Below are 22,821 nucleotides of genomic sequence, written 5' to 3' on the forward strand. Positions count from 1 at the left end.
CAGACAGCCCTGCGCTCAGACGTTGCGGCGGTACTGTCCCCCGACCTCGAAGAACGCCTCGGTCACCTGCTGCAGCGTGCACACCCGAGCCGCGTCCATCAGGACGGCGAACACGTTCTCCTGGCTCATGGCCGCCTGCTTGAGCCGGGCCAGGGCGGCCTCGGCCTCGCCGCGGTGGGCCTGGCGGAACTCGTGCACGCGACGGAGCTGGGACTGCTTCTCCTCGTCCGTGCCCCGCGCCAGCTCGAGCTTCACCGCCACCTCGTCACCCGCGGGATTGCGGAACGTGTTCACGCCGACGATGGGCAGGGAGCCGTCGTGCTTGCGATGTTCGTACAGCATCGACTCGTCCTGGATCCGGCCACGCTGGTAGCCCGTCTCCATCGCGCCGAGGACTCCTCCACGCTCGCTGATCGCCTCGAACTCGCGCAGCACGGCCTCCTCGACCAGCTCGGTCAGCTCGTCGATGACGAACGAGCCCTGCAGCGGGTTCTCGTTCATCGCCAGGCCCCACTCCCGGTTGATGATCAGCTGGATCGCCAACGCCCGGCGCACGGACTCCTGCGAGGGGGTCGTGACCGCCTCGTCGAACGCGTTGGTGTGGAGGCTGTTGGCGTTGTCGTAGATCGCGATGATCGCCTGCAGCGTCGTGCGGATGTCGTTGAAGTCCATCTCCTGCGCGTGCAGGGAGCGTCCCGACGTCTGCACGTGGTACTTCAGCTTCTGGCTGCGCTCGCCCGCGCCGTACCGCTCCTTCATGGCGATCGCCCAGATCCGCCGCGCGACCCGGCCGAGGACCGAGTACTCCGGGTCCATGCCGTTGCTGAAGAAGAACGACAGGTTGGGCGCGAAGTCGTCGATGTCCATGCCGCGGGCGAGGTACGACTCGACGTACGTGAACCCGTTCGCCAGCGTGAACGCCAACTGACTGATGGGGTTCGCCCCGGCCTCGGCGATGTGATAGCCCGAGATCGACACGGAGTAGAAGTTGCGGACCCCCTGGTCGATGAACCACTGCTGGACGTCGCCCATCATCCGCAGGCTGAACTCGGTCGAGAACAGGCACGTGTTCTGCCCCTGGTCCTCCTTGAGGATGTCGGCCTGGACCGTGCCACGGACGTTCTGCAGCGCGAAGGTCCGCAGCTGGGCGTACTCGGCCTCGTCCGGCTCGCGGCCCTCGCGCTCGCGGAACGCGTCGACCTGCTGGTCGATGACGGTGTTGAGGAAGAACGCCAGCACGGTCGGTGCCGGCCCGTTGATCGTCATCGAGACGCTCGTCGTGGGCGAGACGAGGTCGAACCCGTCGTACAGCGCCCGCATGTCCTCCACCGTCGCGACCGAGACGCCCGACGTGCCGACCTTGCCGTAGATGTCCGGCCGCGGATCGGGGTCACGCCCGTAGAGCGTGACCGAGTCGAACGCCGTCGACAGCCGGGTGGCCGGCTGTCCCTCGCTGAGCAGCCGGAAGCGGCGGTTCGTGCGGAAGGGGTCGCCCTCGCCGGCGAACATCCGCGCCGGGTCCTCGTTGTCCCGCTTGAACGTGAAGACGCCCGCGGTGAACGGGAAGAACCCCGGCAGGTTCTCGCGCCGCCAGAACCGGACGAGATCGCCGTGGGAGCGATAGCGGGGCAGGCTGACGCGGCGGACCTGGTTGCCCGAGAGCGTCTCGCGCACCAGATCGAAGCGCAGTTCGCGGTCGCGCACCGTCACGACCTGGGCGTCGCCGGAGTACGACTCCACGACCGACGGCCAGGCCTCGAGCGCCTCGCGGACCGCAGCCGGCAGCTCCTCGCGGGCCCGGCGGGCCGCCTCCGCGAGGCCCGGGACGTCCGGCAGCTCGGTGGCCGCCGCCGCGAGGTGCTGGGCCCGGTCGGCCAGGTCGGCCCACCGCTCGGTCTCGTCGTGGTGGTCGCGGATCGTCTCGGCGATCTCGGCGAGATACCGCACCCGCTGCGCAGGAACGACGTGGTTCTCGTCGCCGGTGTGGCGCACGTCCACCGCGGGCAGGACGCCGGGTTCGAGCCCCAGCACGGTGCGCACCTCCTGGTAGAGCGCGGTGACACCCTCGTCGTCGAAGTGCGCCGCCGAGGTGCCGAAGACCGGCATGTCCTGCGGCTGCTTCCCGAAGGCCTCGCGGTTGCGGACCAACTGCCGGCCAACGTCGCGCAGGGCGTCCTTGGCACCGTGACGCTCGAACTTGTTGATGGCGACGACGTCGGCGAAGTCGAGCATGTCGATCTTCTCCAGCTGGGTCGCGGCCCCGAACTCGGGCGTCATGACGTACAGGGACGCGTCGACGTACGGCAGGATGCCCGCATCGCCCTGGCCGATCCCGGGCGTCTCGACGATCACGACGTCGTTCCCGGCGGCCTTGAACACCGCGATCACGTCCGCGAGATGCTCGGGCACCTCGTGACTGCCCCGGGTCGCGAGCGACCGGAACGAGACCGGACCCCCGATCGCGTTCATGCGGATCCGGTCACCGAGCAGGGCGCCGCCACCCTTGCGGCGCGTCGGGTCGATCGCGACCACCGCGACGCGCAGCTTGTCGCCGTGGTCGATCCGCAGCCGTCGCACCAGCTCGTCGGTGAGGGAGCTCTTGCCCGAGCCGCCGGTGCCCGTGATGCCCAGGACCCGCGCCGACGAGGCCTCCGCACCCCGGCGGACCCCCTCGTCCAGCTCGGGGCCGAGTCGCCCGCTCTCGGCCGCCGTCACGGCGCGCGCCACGGCCGAGGGGTCGCCCGCCAACACCGCCTCGGCACTCGGCAGGCCGTGGTCGAGCAGGTCCACGTCGCACGACTCGATGAGCGTGTTGACCATCCCCACCAGCCCGAGCCGCTGTCCGTCCTGCGGACTGAAGATCGTGACACCCGCGCTGCGCAGTCGCTCGATCTCGCCGGGGACGATGACGCCGCCCCCGCCACCGAAGACCCGCACGTGCCCGGCGCCTCGCTCGGCCAGCAGCTGGACCAGGTACTCGAAGTACTCGACGTGCCCGCCCTGGTAGGAGCTGACGGCGACGCCCTGGACGTCCTCCTCGACGGCCGCGTCGACGATCTCGGCGACCGAGCGGTTGTGCCCCAGGTGGATCACCTCAGCGCCCTGGCTCTGCAGGATCCGCCGCATGATGTTGATGCTGGCGTCGTGCCCGTCGAACAGGCTGGAAGCCGTGACGAAGCGGACCGGATGGACGGGTACGTGCATGGCGACCTCAGCATTACTAGGATGTCCTAGTAATATAGCCGGAGTGAGCCACGTCACCAAGGCATGACGAGATGGCGTTCCGTGCTCATCGGTGGAACGGTCGGCGCCCCTGTCCGAGGGGGGAGGCAGGGGCGCCGACCCGACGGGGCCCGAATCGGGGGTTTCGGGCCGCACCGTCCCCGCAAAAGTACACCGTCGGTACACATGGGCCGCGTGAGGCGCGAGCAAGCGCGCAGGCCGGGATCAATCGGCGCGGACGACGCCCAGGAGCAGTTCGGTGAACGGCTCGACGGCGCTGGACAGATCGAGGCCCTCCTCGCGCCCGCGCTGGCGGCGGACCGCTCGCGACACGAGCTCGTCGAACGCTCCGACCAGACCGCGCAGGACGTCACGCGACGGCACGCGCAGCGAGCCGTCGCGCGCCGAGACCTTCGCCAGCTCGTGCATGATCTCGACGTGCCGGTCGAGCATCTGCTCGCGCTGGGTGGCCAGCCGCTCGCCCGCGGTCTTGATCTCGACGAAGAAGCAGATGGCGAAGGTCGGCTCGGCCTCGAGGACCTCGACGTAGCCGCGCACGAGTCGACGGATCCGGTCGTGGAAGTGCAGGTCGCGCAGGCGCAGGGTCGGCTTCCAGATCCGGGTCAGCGACAGGTCGGTGGCGTTCCAGTGGGCCGCGGCGAACGCGTCCTCCTTGTCCGTGAACGTCTCGTAGAAGGAGGTGCGGGAGACGTGGGCGCGGCGGGTGATCCGGGCGACGGTCGTACCGGCGTAACCGCAATCGGCCACCTCGTCGAGAGTGGCCTGCATGATCCGCCCGCGGCGCGACTCCTCGACCACCGACTTCGGCAGCGCCGATCTCCCGCGCGGGAGCGCCATCCGCTCGGGCAGCAGGCTCAGCAGGCCGTCGTCACGCGACGGCGCGTCCCCCCGTTCGGAGCCGGCCACGATCAGGCCCGCACCCGGACGCGGCTACAGCCCTGCGCCGTCTTCTCGACCGCCAGCTGGGCGGGGATGCGTTCCTTCATCGTCTCGACGTGGCTGATCAGACCGATCGTCCGGCCGTTCTGGCGCAAGGAGTCGAGGGTCTCCATCGCCACGTCCAGGGTCTCGGCGTCCAGGGAGCCGAACCCCTCGTCGATGAACAGCGTGTCGAGGGTGATGCCCCCGGCTCGGTTCGTCACGACCTCGGCCAGGCCCAGCGCCAACGCCAGGGACGCGAGGAACTTCTCGCCGCCGGAGAGGGACTCGGGCGTGCGGGAGACGCTGGTGTACTGGTCGCGGACGCGCACCTCGAGGCCGCCGTTCGACCCCCGCGTGGCGATCGCGTCGCTGCGCTCGAGGGCGTAACGACCCGACGACATGGCGTGGAGGCGGACGTTGGCCGCGGCCACGATCTGTTCCAGCTCGACGCCCAGGACGTAGCTCTCGAGCCGCATCCGGCGTGTGTTCGGTGACTCGCCGTGCAGCGATCGGGCCAAGCGGTCGACGACCTGGAAGTCGGCGCGTGCCTGAGCGTTCCGACCCCAGGCACCGCGGATCGCCGCGGCCAGGTCGTGCGACGTCCTGGCGCAGCTCTCGGCCGCGCCGCAGCGCTTGGAGGCCGCCTCGCAGGCCGCCTTGGCCTCGGCATGGGCCGCCCGGGGACCGTCGACGTCGACGGGCTCCGCGGGCAGGTCCTGCAGTTCGGGGGCCGCGAGCGTCTCCTCGGCCCCGGCCAGCGCGCGGTCGTGGGCCTGGATCCGCCGGGTGAGCTCGGTGATCGTGCGCTCGTCGGTCCGTGCCGCCAGGAAGGACGGTGCGTCGTCGAACTCGTGGTGCCGCAGCGAGCTCTCGAAGGCCTCGCGGCACTCGGCGAGCCGCTGGCGGGCGGCGGCGTCGGCGGCGCGCGCGTCGATGAGCGCGGTCGCGGCCTCGACGTGACGGGTCAGCACGGCGATCCGCTCGACGACCGACCCGGCGTCGGCGCGGGCCTCCTCGACCCGGCTGGCGAGCCGGTCGATCCGCTGTCCCACGTGCTCGGAACGCTGCTCGAGCTTGGCGCGGCGCACGCCGAGCGTCGTGATCTCGGTGTCGATGCGCTGCCTGGCGGTGCGCGACGCCTCGCGCTCCTGCTCGGCCCGCTCCACCTCGGACACCGTCGCACGAGCGTCGGTGACGAGCACCGTCAGCTCGTCGGCCCCGCGGACCTGCGCCCAACCCTCGAGGGTGGTGCGCAGTGCCACGACCCGTTCGGCGGCCTCCCGGGCCCGGCGTTCCGCCTCGTCCAGCACCTCTTGGGCGCTCTCGAGCATCGCCTCGGTGACCGGCTCGCCCGGAGCCCGGGCCGGCTCTGGGTGGTCGGCCGAGCCGCACACGGCACAGGCCTGGCCGTCGACGAGCTCGGCCGCCAACGTCCCGGCGTACTCGGCCAGCCGGCGCTCGCGGAGCCGGTCGAGATCGGTGGACGCGGCGGTGCGGGCCCGGCCCCGACGCAACTGCTCGACCTCGGCCTCGGCGAGAGCCGCACGGGTCCGGTCGCGCTGGGCGGCCAGGTCGAGCTCCTCCAGGAGCCGGTCGAGCACGCTCTGGGCCTGGTCGACCGTGATCTCGACCGGTGCGGTCAGGACCGCGTCGTGCGCGAGAGCCTCCTCGGCCAGCTCGTCGGCGCGACGGGCAACGACCTCGAGCTGGTGCCCGAGCGTCTCGGCCTCGTCACGCAGGCGCTCGAGCTCCTGCTCGTCGGCCAATCGGTCGCGCAGGACCGCGAGCTGCGACGTCGCCTCGTCACGGTGGGTGACCAGATCGGCCGGCACCGGACCGGGCACCGCCTCGGCGAAGCGGGCCGCCGCCTGGTCGAGCGCGACCGCGGCCGCATCGGCCCGCTGGGTCGAGGAGAGCACGCCGGCGTGCACGAGGTCGACGGACTGGGCAGCCAGGGCGAGGTCGCGTCGGCGCCGGTCCGCCTCGATCACCGGGCGCTCGGCCATCAACCGGGCGAGCTGCTGATCGGCCTCGGCCCGGCGCCGCTGCTTGTCGGCGAGGCCGGTCGCCTCGTGCAGGAGCTCGTGAGCGGCCTGCACCTCCTTGTCGGCCTGCTTCAGGTCGGCGCGAGCGATCTCGAGGTCGGCGTCGTGGGCGTCGAGGACCTCGCCGAGCCAGTCCTCGTCCGGCTCCTGCGGCACCTCGCGCCCGGCATGCTCGGCCAGCGCCGCGACCGTGGCCGCGATCCCCGACTCGACCAGCGACAGCTGCTGGCGCAAGGCACCGGCGCGCTGCTGCAGGTGCGTGTCGTAGTCACGGAACCGATCGCTGCGGAAGAGGGTCCGCAACAACTGCTGGCGCTCGTCGCTGGAGGCGACCAGGAACCGCTGGAACTGGCCCTGCGCCAACAGGACGACCTGCAGGAACTGATCGCAGCTGAGCGGCACGATGTGGTGCAGCTCCTCGCCCACGGTGCGCAGCTGGGACGCGATGCCGACCCACTGGTCGCCCTCACGACGTGCCAGCTCGGCCGTGGCCTTCTCGGTCGTGAAGCCGGTGCCGCGCGCCTTGGGCCGCAGGTACTCGGGCGTGCGGATGATCCGGTAGGTCTGGTCGCCGGCGCTGAACACGAGCTCGACCCGGCTGGGCTCGTCGGGGGCGCAGTGGGTGCTGCGCACCTGCTTCCCGCCGGCGGTGGCATAGCGCGGTGCGGCGTCGTACAGGGCGTAGACGATCGCGTCCAGGATGCTGGACTTGCCGGCACCGGTGCGGCCGGTGATCAGGAAGATGCCGTGGTCGGCGAACCGGTCGAGATCGACCGTCTGGGTCTGGCGGAACGGACCGAAGCCCGTCATCGACACCTGGTGGATCCTCATCGCGACACCTCCCGCCCGGCAAGCTGTCCGACCAACTCGTCGAGCAGCCGCGCCTCGGCCTCGTCGGGTCCCTCGCCGTTGCGGGCGAACGCCAGGAACTCGGCCATGACCTGCTGGTCGGTGAGCGAGCCCAGCCGCTCGGGATCGGTCGGGGCCTGCGCGTCGTCGACCCGGCTGGGCCGGAAGTCCAGGACGGCACAGTGCGGGAAGCGACGCTGCAGCCGGCGCATCGGATCGTCGGGACGCGACACATCGGTGAGGATCGCGCGGACCCAGTGCTCGGCATGGACCTCGAGAGCGGGATCGGCGAGCAGCTCGTCCAGCGTGCCGGTGAGGGTGACCAGCCGCCGCGGGACGGGCAGGTCGAGCCAGTCCACCGCGCCGAGACCCTCGGCGTCGAGCGTCACGAGCCAGGCGCCACGCGGCTTGTCCTGCTCGGAGAACGACAGGTGCAGGGGCGCGCCGCTGTAGCGCACGTGCGGCGCCAGGGTGCTGCGGCCGTGGATGTGACCGAGGGCCGCGTAGGTGACGCCGTCGAACACGGGAACCGGGACGCGATCCACGCCACCGGTGGTGATGCCCCGCTCGGACTCGCAGGAGTCGCCGTCGGCGCCGGACACGAACGTGTGCGCCAGCACGACCGAACGGCCGCCGCGGGCCGCCAGGTCGGCGCGGATGTTGTCCAGTGCGAACCCGACGGCGTCCTTCTGGTGGCGGAGCTGCTGGTCGGGCCACCGGTGCCGGATGAGCGCCGGCTCGAGGTACGCGATGCCGTAGAAGTGCACGGGGCCGTGCTCGTCGTGGATCGTGACGGGCGTGGCGTGCTCCTCGGGCGAGGTGATGACGTGGATCCCGGCCTCGCGGGCGAACGCGGCCTTGGCGCCCAGCCGGGCGGGCGAGTCGTGGTTGCCGCTGGTGACGATCACCCGCGCGCCGGTGCGCTGCAGTGCCAGCAGGATCCGGTCGAGCTCCTCGACCGCGGCCGCCGACGGAGTCGAGGAGTCGAAGACGTCACCGGCCACCACGACGACGTCGACCGCGTGCTCGCGGACGAGGCCGACGAGCGCGTCGAGCACCGAGGCGAGGGCCTCGGCGGTCGAGTGCTGGTGGAACGTGCGACCGATGTGCCAGTCGGACGTGTGGAGGATCTTCACGTTTCGACGGTAATCAGCCACGCCGACAATTCGGCGCAACGTGGCCGCGCGGGTCGCGACCGGCCCGCAGCGCGGTGCGGAATACGTCACACCGCGGCTGGCTAGGGTCGTGTCATGGCTATCGTCCTGCTCGTCCGACACGGTCGGTCCACCGCGAACACCTCGGGCACGCTGGCCGGCCGGCTGCCGGGCGTCCACCTCGACGACACGGGCCGCGAGCAGGTCGCCCGCACGGGCCTGCGGCTGGCCGATGCGCCCGTCGTCGAGGTCGTCACCAGTCCCCTCGAGCGCTGCCGTGAGACGGCGGCCGCGATCACCGCCCACCACGACCTCGAGCCCGTGGTCGACGAGGCACTGACCGAGTGCGGCTACGGCCAGTGGCAGGGTCGCGCCCTCAAGGAGCTCGCGGACGAGGAGCTGTGGAAGACCGTCCAGCAGCACCCCTCGGCGGCCGTCTTCCCCGGGGGCGAGGGCCTGGCGGCGATGCAGGCGCGCGGCGTCGCGGCGATCCGCGGTCACGACGCGCGCATCGAGGCGGCCCACGGTCCCCAGGCGGTGTGGGTGGCGGTGTCGCACGGCGACGTCATCAAGGCCGTGCTGGCGGACGCGCTGGGGATGCACCTGGATCTGTTCCAGCGTCTGCACGTGGACCCCGCCTCGGTCTCGATCGTGCGGTACGGCACCCGCCGGCCGGACGTCGTGGCGGTCAACACCGCGGCCGGCGACCTGGCCTGGCTGCAGGGTCCGGCTCCCGCCGCCGACGCCGCGGTGGGCGGCGGCGCAGGACCGGCCTGAGCCGATCCTTCCTCACACGCGGACCGTCCACCCCGATCGCGCCGGGCGTGGTCTGCAGCGTTGCGGATCCGCTCCTAGCATGGACCCATGGCGCAACGGGTTCATGAATTCGACTGGCCCGACCGGCTCGTGATCGGCACGGTGGGCCGCCCTGGCGAACGGTCCTTCTACCTGCAGGCGCGGACCGGCGAGCAGCTCGTCAGCGCCCTCATGGAGAAGGAGCAGTCGGCTGCGCTCGCGGAGAAGCTCGACGAGGTCCTGGACGAGTTGATGGTCCAGGACGGCAACCCCTTCAGCGTGCCGGCCGAGGCTCCGCCGGCACTCGACGACCGGGCTCCGCTGGACCAGCCGGTCGTCGAGCAGTTCCGGGTGGGCATCCTCTCGCTGGGCTTCGACCCGTCGACCGCCCAGGTGGTGATCGAGGCCTTCCCGCTGGTCGAGGACTCCCCGGAGTCCCTGCTGGAGCCGGAGTCCGACGAGCCCGCCGAGGTCTTGCACGTCCGGATCCCCGTCGGTGCCGCGCGCTCGTTCTGCAAGCGCACCCGGGAGGTCGTCGACGCCGGTCGCCCGACCTGTCCGCTGTGCTTCGGTCCGATGGATCCGGAGGGTCACGTCTGCGACCTGCCCGACGGCCTGTCGTGACGCTCGAGGGCGACCTCGAGCTCGAGGGCCGGGTCCTCCCCGCGTCCAATGCCACCTTCGTCGGCCGGATCGACGGCGTCCGCGTCGTCTACAAGCCGGTCGCGGGCGAGCGACCACTCTGGGACTTCCCCGGTGTCGTCCTGGCCCACCGCGAGATCGCCGCGCACCTCGTGTCGGAGGCGACGGGATGGGACGTCGTCCCGCCGACGTGGTGGGGCGAGGGACCGCACGGGCCGGGGATGCTGCAGGTGTGGCAGGAGTCCGACCCCGAGACCGAGGCCGTGACGCTCGTGCCCGCGCAGGAGCGGCCCGCGGGCTGGTGCCACGTGCTCGACGGGCTGGACGCCGAGGACCGCGTGGTCTCGCTCGTGCACGAGGACTCCCCCGGGCTGCGCCAGATGGCCGTGTTCGACGTGCTCACCAACAACGCCGACCGCAAGGGCGGTCACGTCCTGGCGATGCCCGACGGCCACCGCTTCGGCGTCGACCACGGGCTGACGTTCCACGTCGAGCCCAAGCTGCGCACCGTCCTGTGGGGGTGGATCGGCCAGGAGCTGACCGAGGAGGAGGCAGCCGGCGTGCAGCGGGTCCGGGCCGCGCTCGACGGGTCGCTCGGTCAGTCCCTGACGAAGCTGCTGGGTGAGCCCGAGCTCGACGCGCTGGTCCAGCGGTGCGACCGGCTCACCGCCGAGGCCGCCTTCCCGGCTCCGTTCGGGGACATGCCTGCCGTGCCCTGGCCACCGTTCTGAGACGGAGGCCGGACACGGCGACGGCCGCCCGGGGAGCCCGGGCGGCCGTTCGGTGTGGAGCTGGTTCAGATGGTGGCCAGCTCGGCTTCCTTGGTGCTGGCGTGGCGCAGGCCCAGCAGGGCGAGCACGGCCAGGAGGGCGGCTCCGACGAAGGAGGCGATCGCGGCCAGGCCGGCGATGGTGCCCATGGTGCCGAAGGCGTAGGCGTTCAGCAGCATGCCGCGCAGGGTGTTGCCCATGAAGAGCGACTGGCGCAGCGCGGCGACCTGCTGGCCGGCCTCGGAGGCCTTCTCCTCGTCACTGAGGGCCATGAACTCGCCGCTGACCTCTTCGTAGGTGCGGTTGCCGCTGGAGGCGTTCATGTGGGCGAGGATGTAGTTGTCGGCGAAGGCCCTGGCCTCGTCACCACTGTCCAGCTTGCTGCCGGCGAAGGGCTCGAGGGCCTCGCGGTCCTTGTCGGACAGGCTCTTGAGCGCCTCACCCTCGGGCATCACGATCTTCTGCGAGACCAGCTGCGACTCGACCTGGTCTCCGATGAAGGAGCTGGCCCACGTGGCCAATCCACCGGCGACGACCAGCAGTGCGGCCAAGGCCAGTCCGGTCCACGAGATGAGCTTGTCGAATGCCGAGCGGCGCATGATTCTTCCTCCTGAGCGATGACTTCGCGGCGTTGCGTCGTCATCACTGAACTTAGTGATCGCGCTGCGGCACCGGATGAGGCGAAGGGACCCAGTTGGCCGGGCCCTTGGTCCCGGCGCACCCGTGACACGACGACGCCCGGCCCCCTCGCGGGGACCGGGCGTCGTCGGGCGATACGGCGGGAATCGCAGTCAGGACAGCGTCTCGAACGCCGGCAGGTTGCGCTTCATGACCTTGCCCGTGGGGTTGCGGGGCAACTCGTCGAGGAACATGACCGCACGCGGCACGGCGAACCGGGCGACGTGCGCCTTGGCGTACTCGACGACCTCGTCCTTGGTCAGGGTCTCGCCCTCACGCGGGACGACGTACGCGGCGAGGCTCTGGCCCCACTGCGGGTCGGCGATGCCGGTCACGACGACGTCCTGGACCTTCGGGTGCTCGATGAGGGCGTCCTCCAGCTCGCGCGGGAAGACGTTCTCGCCACCGGAGATGACCATGTCGTCGTCACGGCCGGCCACGAACAGGCGGCCGTTCTCGTCGAAGTAGCCCAGGTCGCCCGAGTGCATGAGGCCGTCGCGGAAGTCCTTGGTCCGGCCGTCGGTGTAGCCGGCGAACATCATGGAGTTGCCCACGTAGATCACGCCGGTCTCGCCCGGGGGCAGCTCGTGGCCGTTCTCGTCGAGGACCTTGACGACCGTGTGCCACGGCACCGTCCCGGCCGTGCCGGGCGCGGCCCGCAGGTCGGCCGGCGTGGCGATCGTGACCCAGCCGGTCTCGGTCGCGCCGTAGAAGTTGTAGACCGAGTCGGTGAACGTGTCCATGAAGTGCGTGGCCAGCTCGCCGGCCAGGGCCGAGCCGCTGGACGCCGTGATCTTCAGGCTGGAGACGTCGTTGTTCTTGATGACCTCGGGGTCGGCGTCGACCAGGCGCTGCATCATCAGCGGCACCACGACGAGGACCTTGGCCTTGTACTCGGCGACGTCGCGGATGACCTGCTCGGGCACGAAGCGCCGGCGCAGGACGTAGGTCGGCACCGTGGAGAGTCCGAAGCCGAAGTTCAGCAGACCCCAGGAGTGGAACAGCGGCGCCGCCACGACGACGGTGGAGTTGCCCTCGTAGGGGATGGAGCCGAAGAACGTGAGCAGCGGCTCGAGGTTCTCGGGCTCCTTGCGCTTGGCGCCCTTGGGCAGGCCGGTGGTGCCGGAGGTGAAGATGACGATGCCGCCGGGCTTCTCGGGCTTGTCGTGGTCGGCGGCGGACTTGCCGGCGGCGAGGCCGGTGAGGGTCGGCAGGCCGTGCGTGTCGTCGTCCTCCCAGGCCACGACGAGCAGGTCGCGGTCGAGGTCGGAGGCGACCGCCAGGAACTCCTGGTCGAGGATGACCATCTTGGCGTTCTCGCGCTTGACCAGCTCGGTGAGCTGACCGCCGCTGGCCATCGTGTTGAGCAGCAGCATGCGGCCGCCCATCTGGCTGATCGCGACCATGGCGATGACCATGTGGCGATGGTTGCGGCACAGGACCGCGATGGGGTCACCGGGCACGAAGCCCTTGTCCTTGAGCGCCTGCGTCACGCGGTTGATCGCGTTGCTGGTCTGGCGCCACGTCAGCTGACCCTTGTCGTCGATGATCGCGAGCTGGTCGGGACGGCGCGCGGCCGCGGCGGCGACGGCGGACGGGAATCCCGGACCCCACGATGCGAGCTTGCGTCCGGCCTTCACCAGCCGTACGGGGTTCTGGGCCTTCAGCAGCCCGATCCTCCGCAGCACCTTCAACTTGTATCCGAGGTCGCCCATCATCTCTCCAGATCCTGTGTGTCCCACGAGTAGTGTGACGTAGGTTACCAGCGGGTCACTTGCCCGCGGGAGTCCACGGTCCAACATGCGGTGTGGCGCACACCACATTAGCCACGGGCTGTCACCCCGTGTGTAACCGTCAGTGACAGTTCGAGCGGGGAAACAGCCTCGGATTCCGGGCATTTCAGATACCTGCGGAATGTCGCCGAAAGTCTCGTCATCTCGGCCGACTGCGCGCAGGATGGACCTCTGGACGGGCGGTCCGTCCGCGACGGGAGTGGTCCACGTGACGAACACGGTGGCGGTCGTGACCGGCGGCTCCGGCGGCGTGGGACTGGCCATGGCCAAGCTCCTCGCCCGCGACCACCACGTCGTCCTCAGCGACTGCAGCGGCGAGCGGCTGCACCGTGCCCTGGACGAGCTGGACTCGGCAGGCGTCTCGGCCGAGTCGATCGTCGCGGACGTCACGGACCGGCGCAGCGTCGAGACGCTCATGCGCGCCGCCCGCGAGGCCGGGCCCATCGCCTCGGTCGTGCACGCGCCCTCGGCGACGGCCCGACGCTCCTGCACCGAGTCCATCGTGCGCTCGCGGGTGCTGGGCACGATCCACGTCACGGCGGCGACCCTGGCCGTGGCCGGTCTCGGCACGACCCTGGTCCACGCCTCGGCTCACACCGCCGCCGCGGTGCCGGTGTCGGTGCCGCGCTGGGTCTTCCGGCTCGCGCCGGCCGACCCGGAAGGCGTCGTGACCGCGTTGACCCGCCTGGCCGATCTGGGACCGAGCCGGTGGGGCCCGGCCGCGGCCCACGCGCTCAGCGGCACCTTCATCGACTGGTACACCGCCCGCATGGCCGAGGTCTACATCGCCTGCGGTGCCCGGCTGCGCTCGGTGACCACCGAGTCCGTCCTCGAGCTGTGCCGGGACGGGCTGAGCCCGACGACCGAGCCCGAGGAGCCGGCCGCCTGAGGGTGGTCAGCCGCGCTTCTTCAGGTCGCGCCCGATGACCAGGCGCTGGATCTGGTTGGTGCCCTCGAAGATCTGCATCACCTTCGTCTCGCGCATGTACCGCTCGACGGGGAAGTCCTTGGTGTACCCGGCGCCGCCGAGCACCTGGACGGCGTCGGTGGTGACCTTCATGGCGTTGTCGGTGGCGACCAGCTTGGCGATCGAGGCCTGCCGCGAGAACGGGCGGCCCAGGTCGCGCAGCCGGGCGGCAGCCAGGTAGGTGGCCCGGGCGCTCTCGACCGCCGCGGCCATGTCGGCCAGCACGAAGGTGAGGCCCTGGTGGTCGATGATCGGCACGCCGAACGCCTCGCGCTCCTTGGCGTACCGGACGGCCGTGTCGAGCGCCCCCTGGGCGACACCCGTCGCCACGGCGGCGATGCCGAGCCGACCGGAGTCGAGCCCCGCCAGCGCGATCGCGAGCCCTTGGCCCTCCTCGCCCAGACGGCGCTCCACCGGGACCCGCACGTCGTCGAACAGCATCGTCGCCGTGGTCGAGCTCATCAGGCCCATCTTGTCCTCGGGCACGTCGGCACTGAGGCCCTCGGCGTCGGCGGGCACGAGGAAGCACGTGATGCCGGCCTCGGCGCGCGCCATGACCTTGTAGTAGTCGGCCTGACCGCCGTGGGTGGTCCAGGCCTTCGCGCCGCGGATGACGTACTCGTCGCCGTCACGGCGGGCCGTCGTCCGCATCGCACCGGGATCGGAGCCGGCGTGCGCCTCCGACAGGCAGTAGGCGCCGAGCAGCTCGCCGCCGAGCATGTCGGGCAGCCACCGCTGCTTCTGCTCGGGCGTCCCGGCGTGGTCCAGGCCGAAGCAGCTCAGCGCGTGCACGCTGGTCCCGACGCCGACGGCGGCCCATGCCATCGCGATCTCCTCGACGACCTGCAGGTAGACCTCGTACGGCTGCCCGCCACCCCCGAGCTCCTCGGCGTACGGCAGACCGAGCAGGCCCGCCCGGCCGAGGGTCCTGAAGACGTCGCGGGGGAACGTCGCCGTGCGCTCGGCCTGGTCGACGCGCGGACGCAGCTGGTCGTCGACGATCTGGCGGGTGAGGGCGATCAGGTCGCTCGCCTCGTCGCTGGGCATCAGGCGATCCACGGCCACGGCTGTCCTCCTGGGGTGTGTCGGCCCCACCAGCATGGACCACCGATCGGATGGTTGGATCGGGGCATGGACATCAGTGGAGCATCAGCCATCGTCACCGGCGGCGCCTCGGGCATCGGCGCCGCAGTCGTCCGCCGCCTCGCCGCCGCCGGCGCCCGCGTCGTCGTCGCCGACCTCAACGACGACGCCGGACAGGCCCTCGCCGCCGAGGTGGGCGGCGTCTTCATCCACGTCGACGTCACCGACACCGAGCAGATCGCCACCGCGGTCGGCGCCGCCGAGGAGCTCGCCCCGCTGCGCGTGCTGGTGAACTCGGCCGGCATCGGCTGGGCACAGCGCACGGTCGGCCGCGACGGCAGCTTCGAGTCGGCGCACGACCTCGACGCGTACAAGAAGGTCATCGCGATCAACCTCATCGGCACCTTCGACGCGATCCGGCTGGCCGCCACGGCGATGAGCCGCACCGAGCCGCTGGAGTCCGGCGAGCGCGGAGCGATCTGCAACCTCGCCTCCGTGGCCGCGTTCGACGGCCAGATCGGCCAGGCCGCGTACTCCTCGTCGAAGGGTGGCGTCGTGGGCATGACGCTTCCCGTCGCCCGCGACCTCGCCGCCGTCGGCGTGCGGGTCAACACGGTCGCCCCCGGCCTCATCGACACGCCCATCTACGGCGAGGGCGAGGCCGCCGAGCAGTTCAAGGCCAAGCTGGGTGAGTCGGTCAACTTCCCGAAGCGTCTCGGGCAGCCCGACGAGCTGGCCAGCATGGTCCTGGAGTGCGTGACGAACTCGTACATGAACGGCGAGACGATCCGCGTCGACGGCGCCATCCGGATGCCTCCGCGCTGACCCGAGTCGGCTCGCAGGGGTGGGTGCGGTTCGGCAAGATGGACCCGTGCGTGCTCTCATCGTGATCGACCTGCAGGAAGACTTCCTCAACCCGCCGCCGCTGCGCGAACAACGCTCCGCGATCGTCCGCGCCACGCAGGAGTGGACCGACTGGGCCAGACGCCACGACGTGCCCGTCGTCGAGGTCCGTACCGTCCTGCCGCAGGACAAGCTGACGTGGGCCAGGAACATGCGCGAGGACGACCAGCCGGTCGTCCTCGAGGGCACGCACGGTGCCGAGCTGCTGGCCGAGCTCGACCTGCGTCCCGACGTGACGGTCATCAAGCGCCGCGACGACGCGTTCCACCGCACCGACCTGCTCGAGCGGCTGCACGAGCTGGAGGTCGACGAGCTGGTCATCGCCGGCGTCGTCACCGAGGCCTGCATCGCCATGACGGCGGCGTCGGCCTACGCCCACGACTTCACGGTGTGGATCGCCGAGGGCGCCGTGACGTCGGGCGACGACCAGGCCCACGAGGCGGCACTGCGGTGGCTCAAGGAGCAGTACCGCCAGGAGGTCGTGTCGCCCGAGGAGCTCGAGTCCCGCCCGGGCGACTCGGCCTGATCAGTCGTCGGCCTCGTCCTCACCCGGGCCACCGGTCCCCGGGTCGTCGGTGACGGGCAGGTCGGGCACGCCGTCGGCACCGACACCGGGCACGGTCGACGCGCCGCCGTCGGGATCGCCGCCACCTGGCTCGCCGACCTGCTCGTGCTGGGGGTCGACGGTCAGGTCGTCGGCGTCCGGTGTCTTCTTCTCAAGGTCCGGCTTGGCTTCCATCTGCTCTTCCTTCCGTCGTGCGGCGCAGCAGCAGGACTGCTCCGCCGTCGAACTGCCGACTCTCGGCGATCGTGAGACCGCGCTGTGCCGCGTCGGACACCAACTCACGGCCCTGCTCGACATCGCGCAACTGCAGCAGCGCGGCACCATCGGTGACGAGGTGCCGCACGATGACGTCGAGGCACTCACGGGCGAGGTCCAGGCCGTCGCCACCGCCGTCGATCGCCGTGAGGGGGTCCTCCGGGAACCGGGTCACGTCGCCGGACGGCAGGTACGGCGGATCGGCGAGGATCAGCGCGAAGCGCTCGTCCACCATGACCGCCTCGGACATCGTGCCGTGGCGGATGTCGCTGTCGACACCCCACGCGCGGGCGTTGCGGGACGCCCAGACGCAGGCGTGCAGGTCCGCGTCGACCTGCACGAGCGGCCGGTTCGTCCCGCTGACGGCCAGCAGCCCGATGTGCCCCGCGCCGGAGCAGACCTCGAGCACGGGACCGTCGGGCAGCTCGTCGAGCAGCTCGCGCGCCCACAGCGACTGGGCCTCGGTCCACGGCCGGGGCGTCAGGACCCGCTCGTCGTAGCCGATCCCCCGGCCCCCGAACGTCGCCAGCTGCGCCTGCGGCTCCGATGTCTGCAGCATCAGAAGACGGGCTTTCCGCCGGTGACGCCCAGCACGGTGCCCGAGACGTACCCGGCCTCGCGCTCACTGGCCAGGAACACGAACGCCCCGGCCAGCTCCGCCGGCTGCCCGGCACGACCCAGCGGGGTGTCGGAGCCGAACTGCTCGATCTTCTCCTCGGGCTGGGTGGCGGGCTGCAGCGGCGTCCAGATGGGCCCCGGAGCCACCGCGTTGACGCGGATCCCGCGCGGTCCCAGCTCGGCGGCCAGGTTGACCGTGAGGTTGTTGATCGCGGCCTTCGTGGAGGCGTAGTCCAACAGGCTCGTCGAGGGCTCGTAGGCCTGGATCGACGAGTTGTTGATGATGGACGAGCCGCGGCCCAGGTGCGGCAGTGCCGCGCGGACGAGCCACAGCAGGGCGAACACGTTCGTCGCGTAGGTCCGCTCGATGCGCTCGTCGCTCATCTGCTCGAGGCCCTCGTCGCGCGCCATCTGGAAGCCGGCGTTGTTGACCAGGATGTCGAGCCCGCCGAGCCCGTCATGGGCCTGGCCGACGACCCGCTCGCAGGTCGCGCTGTCCCGCAGGTCGGCCTCGATCGGCAGACTCGTGCGGCCCGCCTCCTCGATCAGCCGGGACGTCTCGCGGGCGTCCTCGGCCTCCTCCGGCAGGTAGGTGAAGGCCACGTCGGCACCCTCGCGGGCGTACGCGATGGCGACGGCACGGCCGATGCCCGAGTCGCCACCGGTGATGAGCGCCTTGCGCCCCTCGAGGCGGCCCGAGCCGACGTAGCTCTCCTCACCGTGATCGGGTCGGGGCACCATGGGCTCGGTCAGACCCGGGGGCTCCTGCTGCTGGGCGGGGAATCCTGCGTCCTCACTCATCTGCGCTTCCTTCCTCGTCGATCTTGGTCTTGAGCGCCTGGTGCGTCGCGTCGCACCACGGCAGCGAGGCCGACTTGCCGCAGCGGCACACGGCGCTGACCGGACGCTCGGTGCGGTGCACCTCACCGTCGGGGGTGCGCACGCCCAGGTCGCCACGGATGAGCAGCGGCCCGTTGGGGCACACCGTCAGGTCCACGCCCCGGCTCACGCCTCGACTCCCCAGCGGCGGAGCATCGCCGCGGCGAAGCGGTCCTCGAGGTCCAGACAGGTGAAGACGCCGAAGGCGACGTCCTCGGCCAGCTCGGGCTCGGCCTCGACCAGCGCCCCGGCGATGAACCGGGCCGCCGTCTGCTCGTGCACGGCGTCGGCCTCGACGTGCTCGTCGTAGTAGGCGGCCATCTCCTCGGGGAAGCCCAGCCGGCGCAGGCCGCGGGACATGCGGCGCGAGGGACCCGAGCTGGACGCCTCGAAGGCGACCAGGTGGCCCACCGCGGCACCGCGCAGCCGGCGCTGCAGGCCGAACATCGTCAGCGTCACGTTCATCTCGAGCACCTCGAGCGGGACGTCGTCGATCGCCGCGTTCTCACGCGTGTCGAGACCACAGGCCCGCATGCCCTCGGCGAACAGGCCGGCGTGCAGGCGCTCGGGGCGGCCGGCGCCGTACTCGTCGTACTGCAGCTCGGCCAGAGCGGCCCGCGACGGCCCGGGCAGTCGCGGCAGGGTCCACGCGGTCGGATCGGCTTCCTTGAGGTGGTAGATCGACCGGTACCAGAGCAGCTCGCGGACCTGTTCGGCCGTGGCCTGCCGCTGGACGTACGCGGCCAGCGAGCGGCCCTCGTCCTCGCGCACGAAGTCCAGCAGCACGTCGGGGTCGGCGGAGGCGGGAAGGCGACCCTCGGCGCGCTCGCGCAGCCGGGCCTCGAGCTCGCGCTCGATCTGCATCCGCACCGCGATCAGCTCGGGCGTCCACTCGGCATCCTGCAGGTCGGGGAAGCCCCGGTGGTGCAGCTCGTGGGCGATCCAGGCCGTCAACAGGGAGTCCTCGAGACTCGAGGCCTCGACCCGGGGGACGCGGTCCCAGGGCAGGGCCCCAGACAACGCGGCGACGGTCGCTGAGCTCAGGTCACCGCGAGGTCGCGGCAGACTGGGCACGGCGGTCCCGGCTCCCACCAGAACGGCTGTTCGCATCCATGTTCCTCTCCTCAAGACGACATCCGGGGGTGTACCCCGGCGGGCTCGTCTCATGCGGCCCTTGCGCCATGGTCTCCCGATGCATGAGGTGGCGCGAGTTGGGTACGCCCCGGGTGTCCGACACCACAGGAGGATCACCATGACCACGCCGCACCCCGAATCGCCCGCCGAGGGCCCCGATCCCGACGACCCGTCGACGAAGCCCGATCAGCCCATCGATCCCGACGAGCCCACGGTCCCCGGTCCCGAGGGCCAGCCCCAGGGAGTCCCGAACATCCCGGACAACCCGACCGACCCCGTCTTCCCGAGCTGAGGTGTCGATGATCGACGACAACCGCCCCGTGTGGGAGGTCCCCGCCGCTGTCGGACCCAGCGACGAGTTGCCCGACGCCTGCGAGGACCTCGTCATCGGGGCGGGGGTCGTCGGCCTGACCACCGCCCTGCTGCTCGCGCGGGCCGGACGGCGCGTCTGCGTGGTGGAGGCCCGCTACGTGGGCGCGGGATCGACCGGACACAGCAGCGCCAAGGTCAGCCTGTTGCAGGGCACGCGACTGTCGAGCCTGCTGAAGGACCACGACCGCGAGACCGTGCGCACCTACGTCGAGGCGAACCGCGTCGGCTTCGACTGGCTGACCGAGTTCGCCGACGAGCACGGCGTGCGGATCGATCGCCGGCCCGCCGCGACCTTCGCTGCCAGCCCCACCCAGGTCTCCTCCGCCCGGTCCGAGTACGTCGCCGCGAAGGCGCTGGGGTTGCCCGTCGAGTGGACCGAGGACGACCTGGACGTCCCCTTCCCCACCCACGGCGCCGTCGTCCTGCCCGGCCAGGCCCAGGTCGACCCGGGTTCGCTGCTGCAGGCGCTCGCCGCCGAGTACCGCGAGAACGGCGGCACCCTCGTCGAGGGCGCCCGGGTCGAGCACGTGAGCAAGGTCGGTCATCCACGCGCGAAGCTGACGGACGGCCGCGAGATCACCGCCGAGTCGATCGTGGTGGCCACGGGCGCCCCGATCCTCGACCGCAGTCTGGCCTTCAGCGACCTCGAGCCCCAGCGCTCCTACGTCGTCGCCTACGAGATGGGCAACCCGCCGCGCCTCATGGCCCTGTCGGCCGGCAGCCCGTCGGTGTCCATCCGCGACGCGTTCACCGACGACGGCCGGTCCGTCCTGCTGGTCGGCGGGTTCGGCCACGGCGTCGGCCGCACCGCCTCCGAGCGCGAGCACGTCGAGGCGATCCGCACCTGGACCACCGAGCACTTCTCCGGCGTCCAGGAGACGGCTGTCTGGTCGGCCCAGGACTACACGACCGGCAACGGTCTGCCGCGCTACGGCCGAATGCCCCGCGGAGGCGGCCGCATGTGGTTCGCCACGGGCTTCGCCAAGTGGGGCTTCACCAACGGCACCGCCGCGGCGATCGCGATCGCCCAGGACATCCTCGGCTCCCCCGTCGCGTGGATGAAGGACGTCGCCGACCACTCGTCGCCCCTCGTGTCGGTCCGTGGCCGCGCCCACATCAACGCCGGGGTCGCCCGCGAGACCGTCACCGGGGTGGCGCGGGCCGTCACCGCGGAGCGCAGGCAGCTCGAGCCCGGCCAGGGCGCGGTGCACCGCGAGGGTGCGCGGATCGTGGCCGAGTCCCGCACCGAGTCGGGAGTCTGCCGGGTCAAGGGCCTGTGCACCCATCTCGGCGGCGTGCTGCGGTGGAACGACGTCGAGCAGTCCTGGGACTGCCCGCTGCACGGCTCGCGGTTCTCGGCCGAGGGCGAGGTGTTGAACGGGCCCGCCACCCGGCCGTTGGCCCGCCTGGCCGACGAGTCGGACGACTGAGGCCGACGGTGGCCGATGCCCGGTACCTGATCGGCGTGAGCGGCTGGAGCTACCCGTCCTGGCGCGGCGACTTCTACCCGAAGGGACTCGTCCAGCGGCGCGAGCTCGAGCACGTGGCGAGTCGGCTGACCTCCGTCGAGGTCAACGGCACCTTCTACTCGCTGCAGCGGCCGACCACGTTCGCCCGCTGGGCCGAGCAGACGCCACCGGGGTTCTCCTTCGCCCTCAAGGGCAGCCGGTACGTCACCCACCTGCTGAAGCTGGTCCGCGTCGAGACCGCGCTGGCCAACTTCTTCGCCTCGGGGGTGCTGGAGCTGGGCGAGCAACTCGGCCCGATCGTGTGGCAGCTGCCGGCGACCTCGGTGTACGACCCCGACGTCCTCGGGGCGTTCCTGCGGCTGCTGCCCCGCACCATGGCCGAAGCGGCGGAGCTCGCCGAGCGGCACGACGACCGACTGGGTCCCGGCCGGGCCGTCACGCAGGCGCGCGCCGACGGTCCGATCCACCACGCACTCGAGGTGCGCCACCCCTCGTTCGCGACGCCCGAGTACGCCGCCCAACTGCGCGACCTCGACGTGGCCGGCGTGTGGACCGACGCGCCCCGCCCCTGGCCGGTGCTCGACCTGCCGTCCTCGACGATCGCCTACGCACGCCTGCACGGACACACCCGCCTGTACGCGAGTCGCTACTCGGACCGGTCCCTGGACGAGTGGGGCCACTGGTGCCGACGCCGCCGCGACGAGGGCCTCGACGTCCACGTCTATTTCGACAACGACTCCGAGGGACATGCGCCCCACGATGCCGAGCGATTGCTGGATCGCCTGCGCGCCGACTGAGCACCGCTCCTGTTGCCGACCCCCGTGGGCCGTGTGAGGCTGGAAAACGGTTGAAGCCACAGCCACTCGGTACCTCCAGCGATGCGGAGTATCCATGACTGCGTTGTACGACCACCCCCCGCTCTCGGCTGCCGACGACCTCGTGCTCGGACACCTCAGCCTCGCCACCGCCCTGGCTCGACGCTTCACCGGGCGCGGTGTCGACCTGGAGGATCTCGAGCAGGTCGCGCGCCTGGCCCTGGTCAAGGCCGCCCGCCGTTACGACTCCGATCAGGGGCCGTTCCCGCCCTTCGCCTCGGCCACGATCCAAGGTGAGCTGAAGCGTCACTTCCGCGACCGCGCCTGGATGGTGCGCCCGCCGCGCCGGGTCCAGGAGATCCAGGCGCTGATCGTGAGCGAGCAGCTCCCCGAGGTCACGTCATCGAACCTCGACCAGCTGGCCGCGCGCATCGGTGTCGAGCCCGAGGACCTGCGCGACGCGGTGGTGGCGCGCGGGTGCTTCCAGCCCGACTCCGTCGACGACATCAGCCACGGCCGTCGCGAGTTCGCGCACGCCGACGACAACCTCGACTTCCTCGTCGAGTGGATGTCCGTGGCCCGTCCGCTGCGCGAGCTCGGTGAGGACGAGCGTCGACTGCTGCACTGGAGGTTCGTCGACGGCCTCACGCAGCAGGTCATCGCCGATCGCCTCGGGATCAGCCAGATGCAGGTCTCGCGTCGGCTCTCGAAGGTGCTGTCGACCCTGCGCCACCATCCCGACCTCGCGGCGGCCTGACGGCCCCACGTCGCAGCACGCGTCCCGCCCTCTCCCACGCCAGGGAGGGGGCGTCGTCGCGCACGGTGCTTGTGGCGGCTCTCACGCCGCTCTACTATGCAACGAGTTGCAGTT

22 protein-coding genes are annotated in these 22,821 nt (G+C 71.4%); 10 read left to right on the forward strand and 12 right to left on the reverse strand.

The genetic code is table 11. From position 1 onward, the window contains the following. Nucleotides 1–15: 15 nt before the first annotated feature. The 4 genes from icmF to H9L21_RS10905 all read right to left on the reverse strand — a co-directional run bounded on the left by icmF (nucleotide 16) and on the right by H9L21_RS10905 (nucleotide 8,194). The gene (icmF, locus tag H9L21_RS10890; protein WP_154596878.1) at nucleotides 16–3,204 is read right to left on the reverse strand and encodes a fused isobutyryl-CoA mutase/GTPase IcmF; all 3,189 of its coding nucleotides are present in this window, start codon (nucleotides 3,202–3,204) and stop codon (nucleotides 16–18) included. A 243-nt stretch (nucleotides 3,205–3,447) separates the two neighbouring features. After that, on the reverse strand, nucleotides 3,448–4,149 hold the full coding sequence (locus tag H9L21_RS10895) for a TetR/AcrR family transcriptional regulator (RefSeq protein WP_154596877.1): 702 nt from the start codon (nucleotides 4,147–4,149) through the stop codon (nucleotides 3,448–3,450). Between the two features lie 2 nt (nucleotides 4,150–4,151). Continuing rightward, entirely contained in the window at nucleotides 4,152–7,040 is a 2,889-nt protein-coding gene (locus H9L21_RS10900) for an AAA family ATPase (protein WP_154596876.1), read from the reverse strand. After that, complete coding sequence (locus H9L21_RS10905; RefSeq protein ID WP_187411458.1) at nucleotides 7,037–8,194, reverse strand: exonuclease SbcCD subunit D; 1,158 nt, start codon at nucleotides 8,192–8,194, stop codon at nucleotides 7,037–7,039. The genes H9L21_RS10900 and H9L21_RS10905 overlap by 4 nt, the downstream gene beginning before the upstream one ends. Nucleotides 8,195–8,308: 114 nt before the next feature. Here H9L21_RS10905 and H9L21_RS10910 point away from each other — a divergent pair, with 114 nt between their 5' ends. The 3 genes from H9L21_RS10910 to H9L21_RS10920 all read left to right on the forward strand — a co-directional run bounded on the left by H9L21_RS10910 (nucleotide 8,309) and on the right by H9L21_RS10920 (nucleotide 10,380). Further along, nucleotides 8,309–8,989: a histidine phosphatase family protein gene (locus tag H9L21_RS10910; protein WP_154596875.1), complete on the forward strand. Its 681-nt coding sequence runs from the start codon at nucleotides 8,309–8,311 to the stop codon at nucleotides 8,987–8,989. Nucleotides 8,990–9,076: 87 nt separating this feature from the next. Continuing rightward, a complete protein-coding gene (locus H9L21_RS10915) occupies nucleotides 9,077–9,631 on the forward strand; it encodes a DUF3090 domain-containing protein (protein WP_154596874.1) in 555 nt (184 codons plus the stop codon). Beyond that, nucleotides 9,628–10,380 (forward strand): SCO1664 family protein, encoded by a 753-nt coding sequence (locus tag H9L21_RS10920; protein ID WP_187411459.1) that lies wholly within the window; start codon nucleotides 9,628–9,630, stop codon nucleotides 10,378–10,380. The genes H9L21_RS10915 and H9L21_RS10920 overlap by 4 nt, the downstream gene beginning before the upstream one ends. Nucleotides 10,381–10,445: 65 nt before the next feature. Here H9L21_RS10920 and H9L21_RS10925 read toward each other — a convergent pair whose 3' ends face one another. Next, a complete protein-coding gene (locus H9L21_RS10925) occupies nucleotides 10,446–11,018 on the reverse strand; it encodes a hypothetical protein (RefSeq protein ID WP_154596873.1) in 573 nt (190 codons plus the stop codon). A 192-nt stretch (nucleotides 11,019–11,210) separates the two neighbouring features. Continuing rightward, nucleotides 11,211–12,815, reverse strand: a complete 1,605-nt coding sequence (locus H9L21_RS10930) for an AMP-binding protein (RefSeq protein ID WP_187411460.1) — start codon at nucleotides 12,813–12,815, stop codon at nucleotides 11,211–11,213. Nucleotides 12,816–13,098: 283 nt separating this feature from the next. On the opposite strand from H9L21_RS10930, the gene H9L21_RS10935 reads away from it, so the two are divergent. Further along, complete coding sequence (locus tag H9L21_RS10935) at nucleotides 13,099–13,779, forward strand: SDR family NAD(P)-dependent oxidoreductase (RefSeq protein WP_187411461.1); 681 nt, start codon at nucleotides 13,099–13,101, stop codon at nucleotides 13,777–13,779. Nucleotides 13,780–13,785: 6 nt separating this feature from the next. Here H9L21_RS10935 and H9L21_RS10940 read toward each other — a convergent pair whose 3' ends face one another. After that, nucleotides 13,786–14,922 (reverse strand): acyl-CoA dehydrogenase family protein, encoded by a 1,137-nt coding sequence (locus H9L21_RS10940; protein ID WP_187411462.1) that lies wholly within the window; start codon nucleotides 14,920–14,922, stop codon nucleotides 13,786–13,788. Nucleotides 14,923–14,988: 66 nt separating this feature from the next. On the opposite strand from H9L21_RS10940, the gene H9L21_RS10945 reads away from it, so the two are divergent. Together H9L21_RS10945 and H9L21_RS10950 are read left to right on the forward strand one after the other, a co-directional pair. Continuing rightward, on the forward strand, nucleotides 14,989–15,765 hold the full coding sequence (locus tag H9L21_RS10945) for an SDR family NAD(P)-dependent oxidoreductase (protein ID WP_154596867.1): 777 nt from the start codon (nucleotides 14,989–14,991) through the stop codon (nucleotides 15,763–15,765). A 46-nt stretch (nucleotides 15,766–15,811) separates the two neighbouring features. After that, entirely contained in the window at nucleotides 15,812–16,369 is a 558-nt protein-coding gene (locus H9L21_RS10950) for a cysteine hydrolase family protein (RefSeq protein ID WP_154596866.1), read from the forward strand. Here H9L21_RS10950 and H9L21_RS10955 read toward each other — a convergent pair whose 3' ends face one another. Genes H9L21_RS10955 through H9L21_RS10975 form a run of 5 tightly spaced genes read right to left on the reverse strand, consistent with a single transcriptional unit; the run spans nucleotide 16,370 to nucleotide 19,270 of the window. Then, nucleotides 16,370–16,582 carry a hypothetical protein gene (locus H9L21_RS10955; RefSeq protein ID WP_154596865.1) on the reverse strand — a complete coding sequence of 71 codons (213 nt, stop codon included), beginning with the start codon at nucleotides 16,580–16,582 and terminating at the stop codon, nucleotides 16,370–16,372. Further along, the gene (locus H9L21_RS10960) at nucleotides 16,560–17,222 is read right to left on the reverse strand and encodes a methyltransferase (protein WP_154596864.1); all 663 of its coding nucleotides are present in this window, start codon (nucleotides 17,220–17,222) and stop codon (nucleotides 16,560–16,562) included. The genes H9L21_RS10955 and H9L21_RS10960 overlap by 23 nt, the downstream gene beginning before the upstream one ends. Next, the gene (locus H9L21_RS10965) at nucleotides 17,222–18,082 is read right to left on the reverse strand and encodes an SDR family oxidoreductase (protein WP_154596863.1); all 861 of its coding nucleotides are present in this window, start codon (nucleotides 18,080–18,082) and stop codon (nucleotides 17,222–17,224) included. The genes H9L21_RS10960 and H9L21_RS10965 overlap by 1 nt, the downstream gene beginning before the upstream one ends. After that, entirely contained in the window at nucleotides 18,075–18,290 is a 216-nt protein-coding gene (locus H9L21_RS10970) for a CDGSH iron-sulfur domain-containing protein (protein WP_232418817.1), read from the reverse strand. Before H9L21_RS10970 ends, H9L21_RS10965 begins: the two co-directional genes overlap by 8 nt. Next, nucleotides 18,287–19,270 (reverse strand): iron-containing redox enzyme family protein, encoded by a 984-nt coding sequence (locus H9L21_RS10975; RefSeq protein WP_154596861.1) that lies wholly within the window; start codon nucleotides 19,268–19,270, stop codon nucleotides 18,287–18,289. The genes H9L21_RS10970 and H9L21_RS10975 overlap by 4 nt, the downstream gene beginning before the upstream one ends. Nucleotides 19,271–19,412: 142 nt before the next feature. Here H9L21_RS10975 and H9L21_RS10980 point away from each other — a divergent pair, with 142 nt between their 5' ends. The 4 genes from H9L21_RS10980 to H9L21_RS10995 all read left to right on the forward strand — a co-directional run bounded on the left by H9L21_RS10980 (nucleotide 19,413) and on the right by H9L21_RS10995 (nucleotide 22,707). Continuing rightward, nucleotides 19,413–19,586: a hypothetical protein gene (locus H9L21_RS10980; RefSeq protein ID WP_154596860.1), complete on the forward strand. Its 174-nt coding sequence runs from the start codon at nucleotides 19,413–19,415 to the stop codon at nucleotides 19,584–19,586. Between the two features lie 7 nt (nucleotides 19,587–19,593). Further along, nucleotides 19,594–21,096, forward strand: coding sequence for an FAD-dependent oxidoreductase (locus H9L21_RS10985; protein WP_154596859.1), 1,503 nt, complete (start codon nucleotides 19,594–19,596; stop codon nucleotides 21,094–21,096). 8 nt (nucleotides 21,097–21,104) lie between these two features. After that, nucleotides 21,105–21,932, forward strand: coding sequence for a DUF72 domain-containing protein (locus H9L21_RS10990; RefSeq protein WP_187411463.1), 828 nt, complete (start codon nucleotides 21,105–21,107; stop codon nucleotides 21,930–21,932). A gap of 94 nt (nucleotides 21,933–22,026) precedes the next feature. Beyond that, the gene (locus H9L21_RS10995) at nucleotides 22,027–22,707 is read left to right on the forward strand and encodes a sigma-70 family RNA polymerase sigma factor (protein ID WP_154596858.1); all 681 of its coding nucleotides are present in this window, start codon (nucleotides 22,027–22,029) and stop codon (nucleotides 22,705–22,707) included. Nucleotides 22,708–22,821 lie beyond the last annotated feature (114 nt).

This window comes from Aeromicrobium senzhongii (assembly GCF_014334735.1).
GTDB lineage: Bacteria > Actinomycetota > Actinomycetes > Propionibacteriales > Nocardioidaceae > Aeromicrobium > Aeromicrobium senzhongii.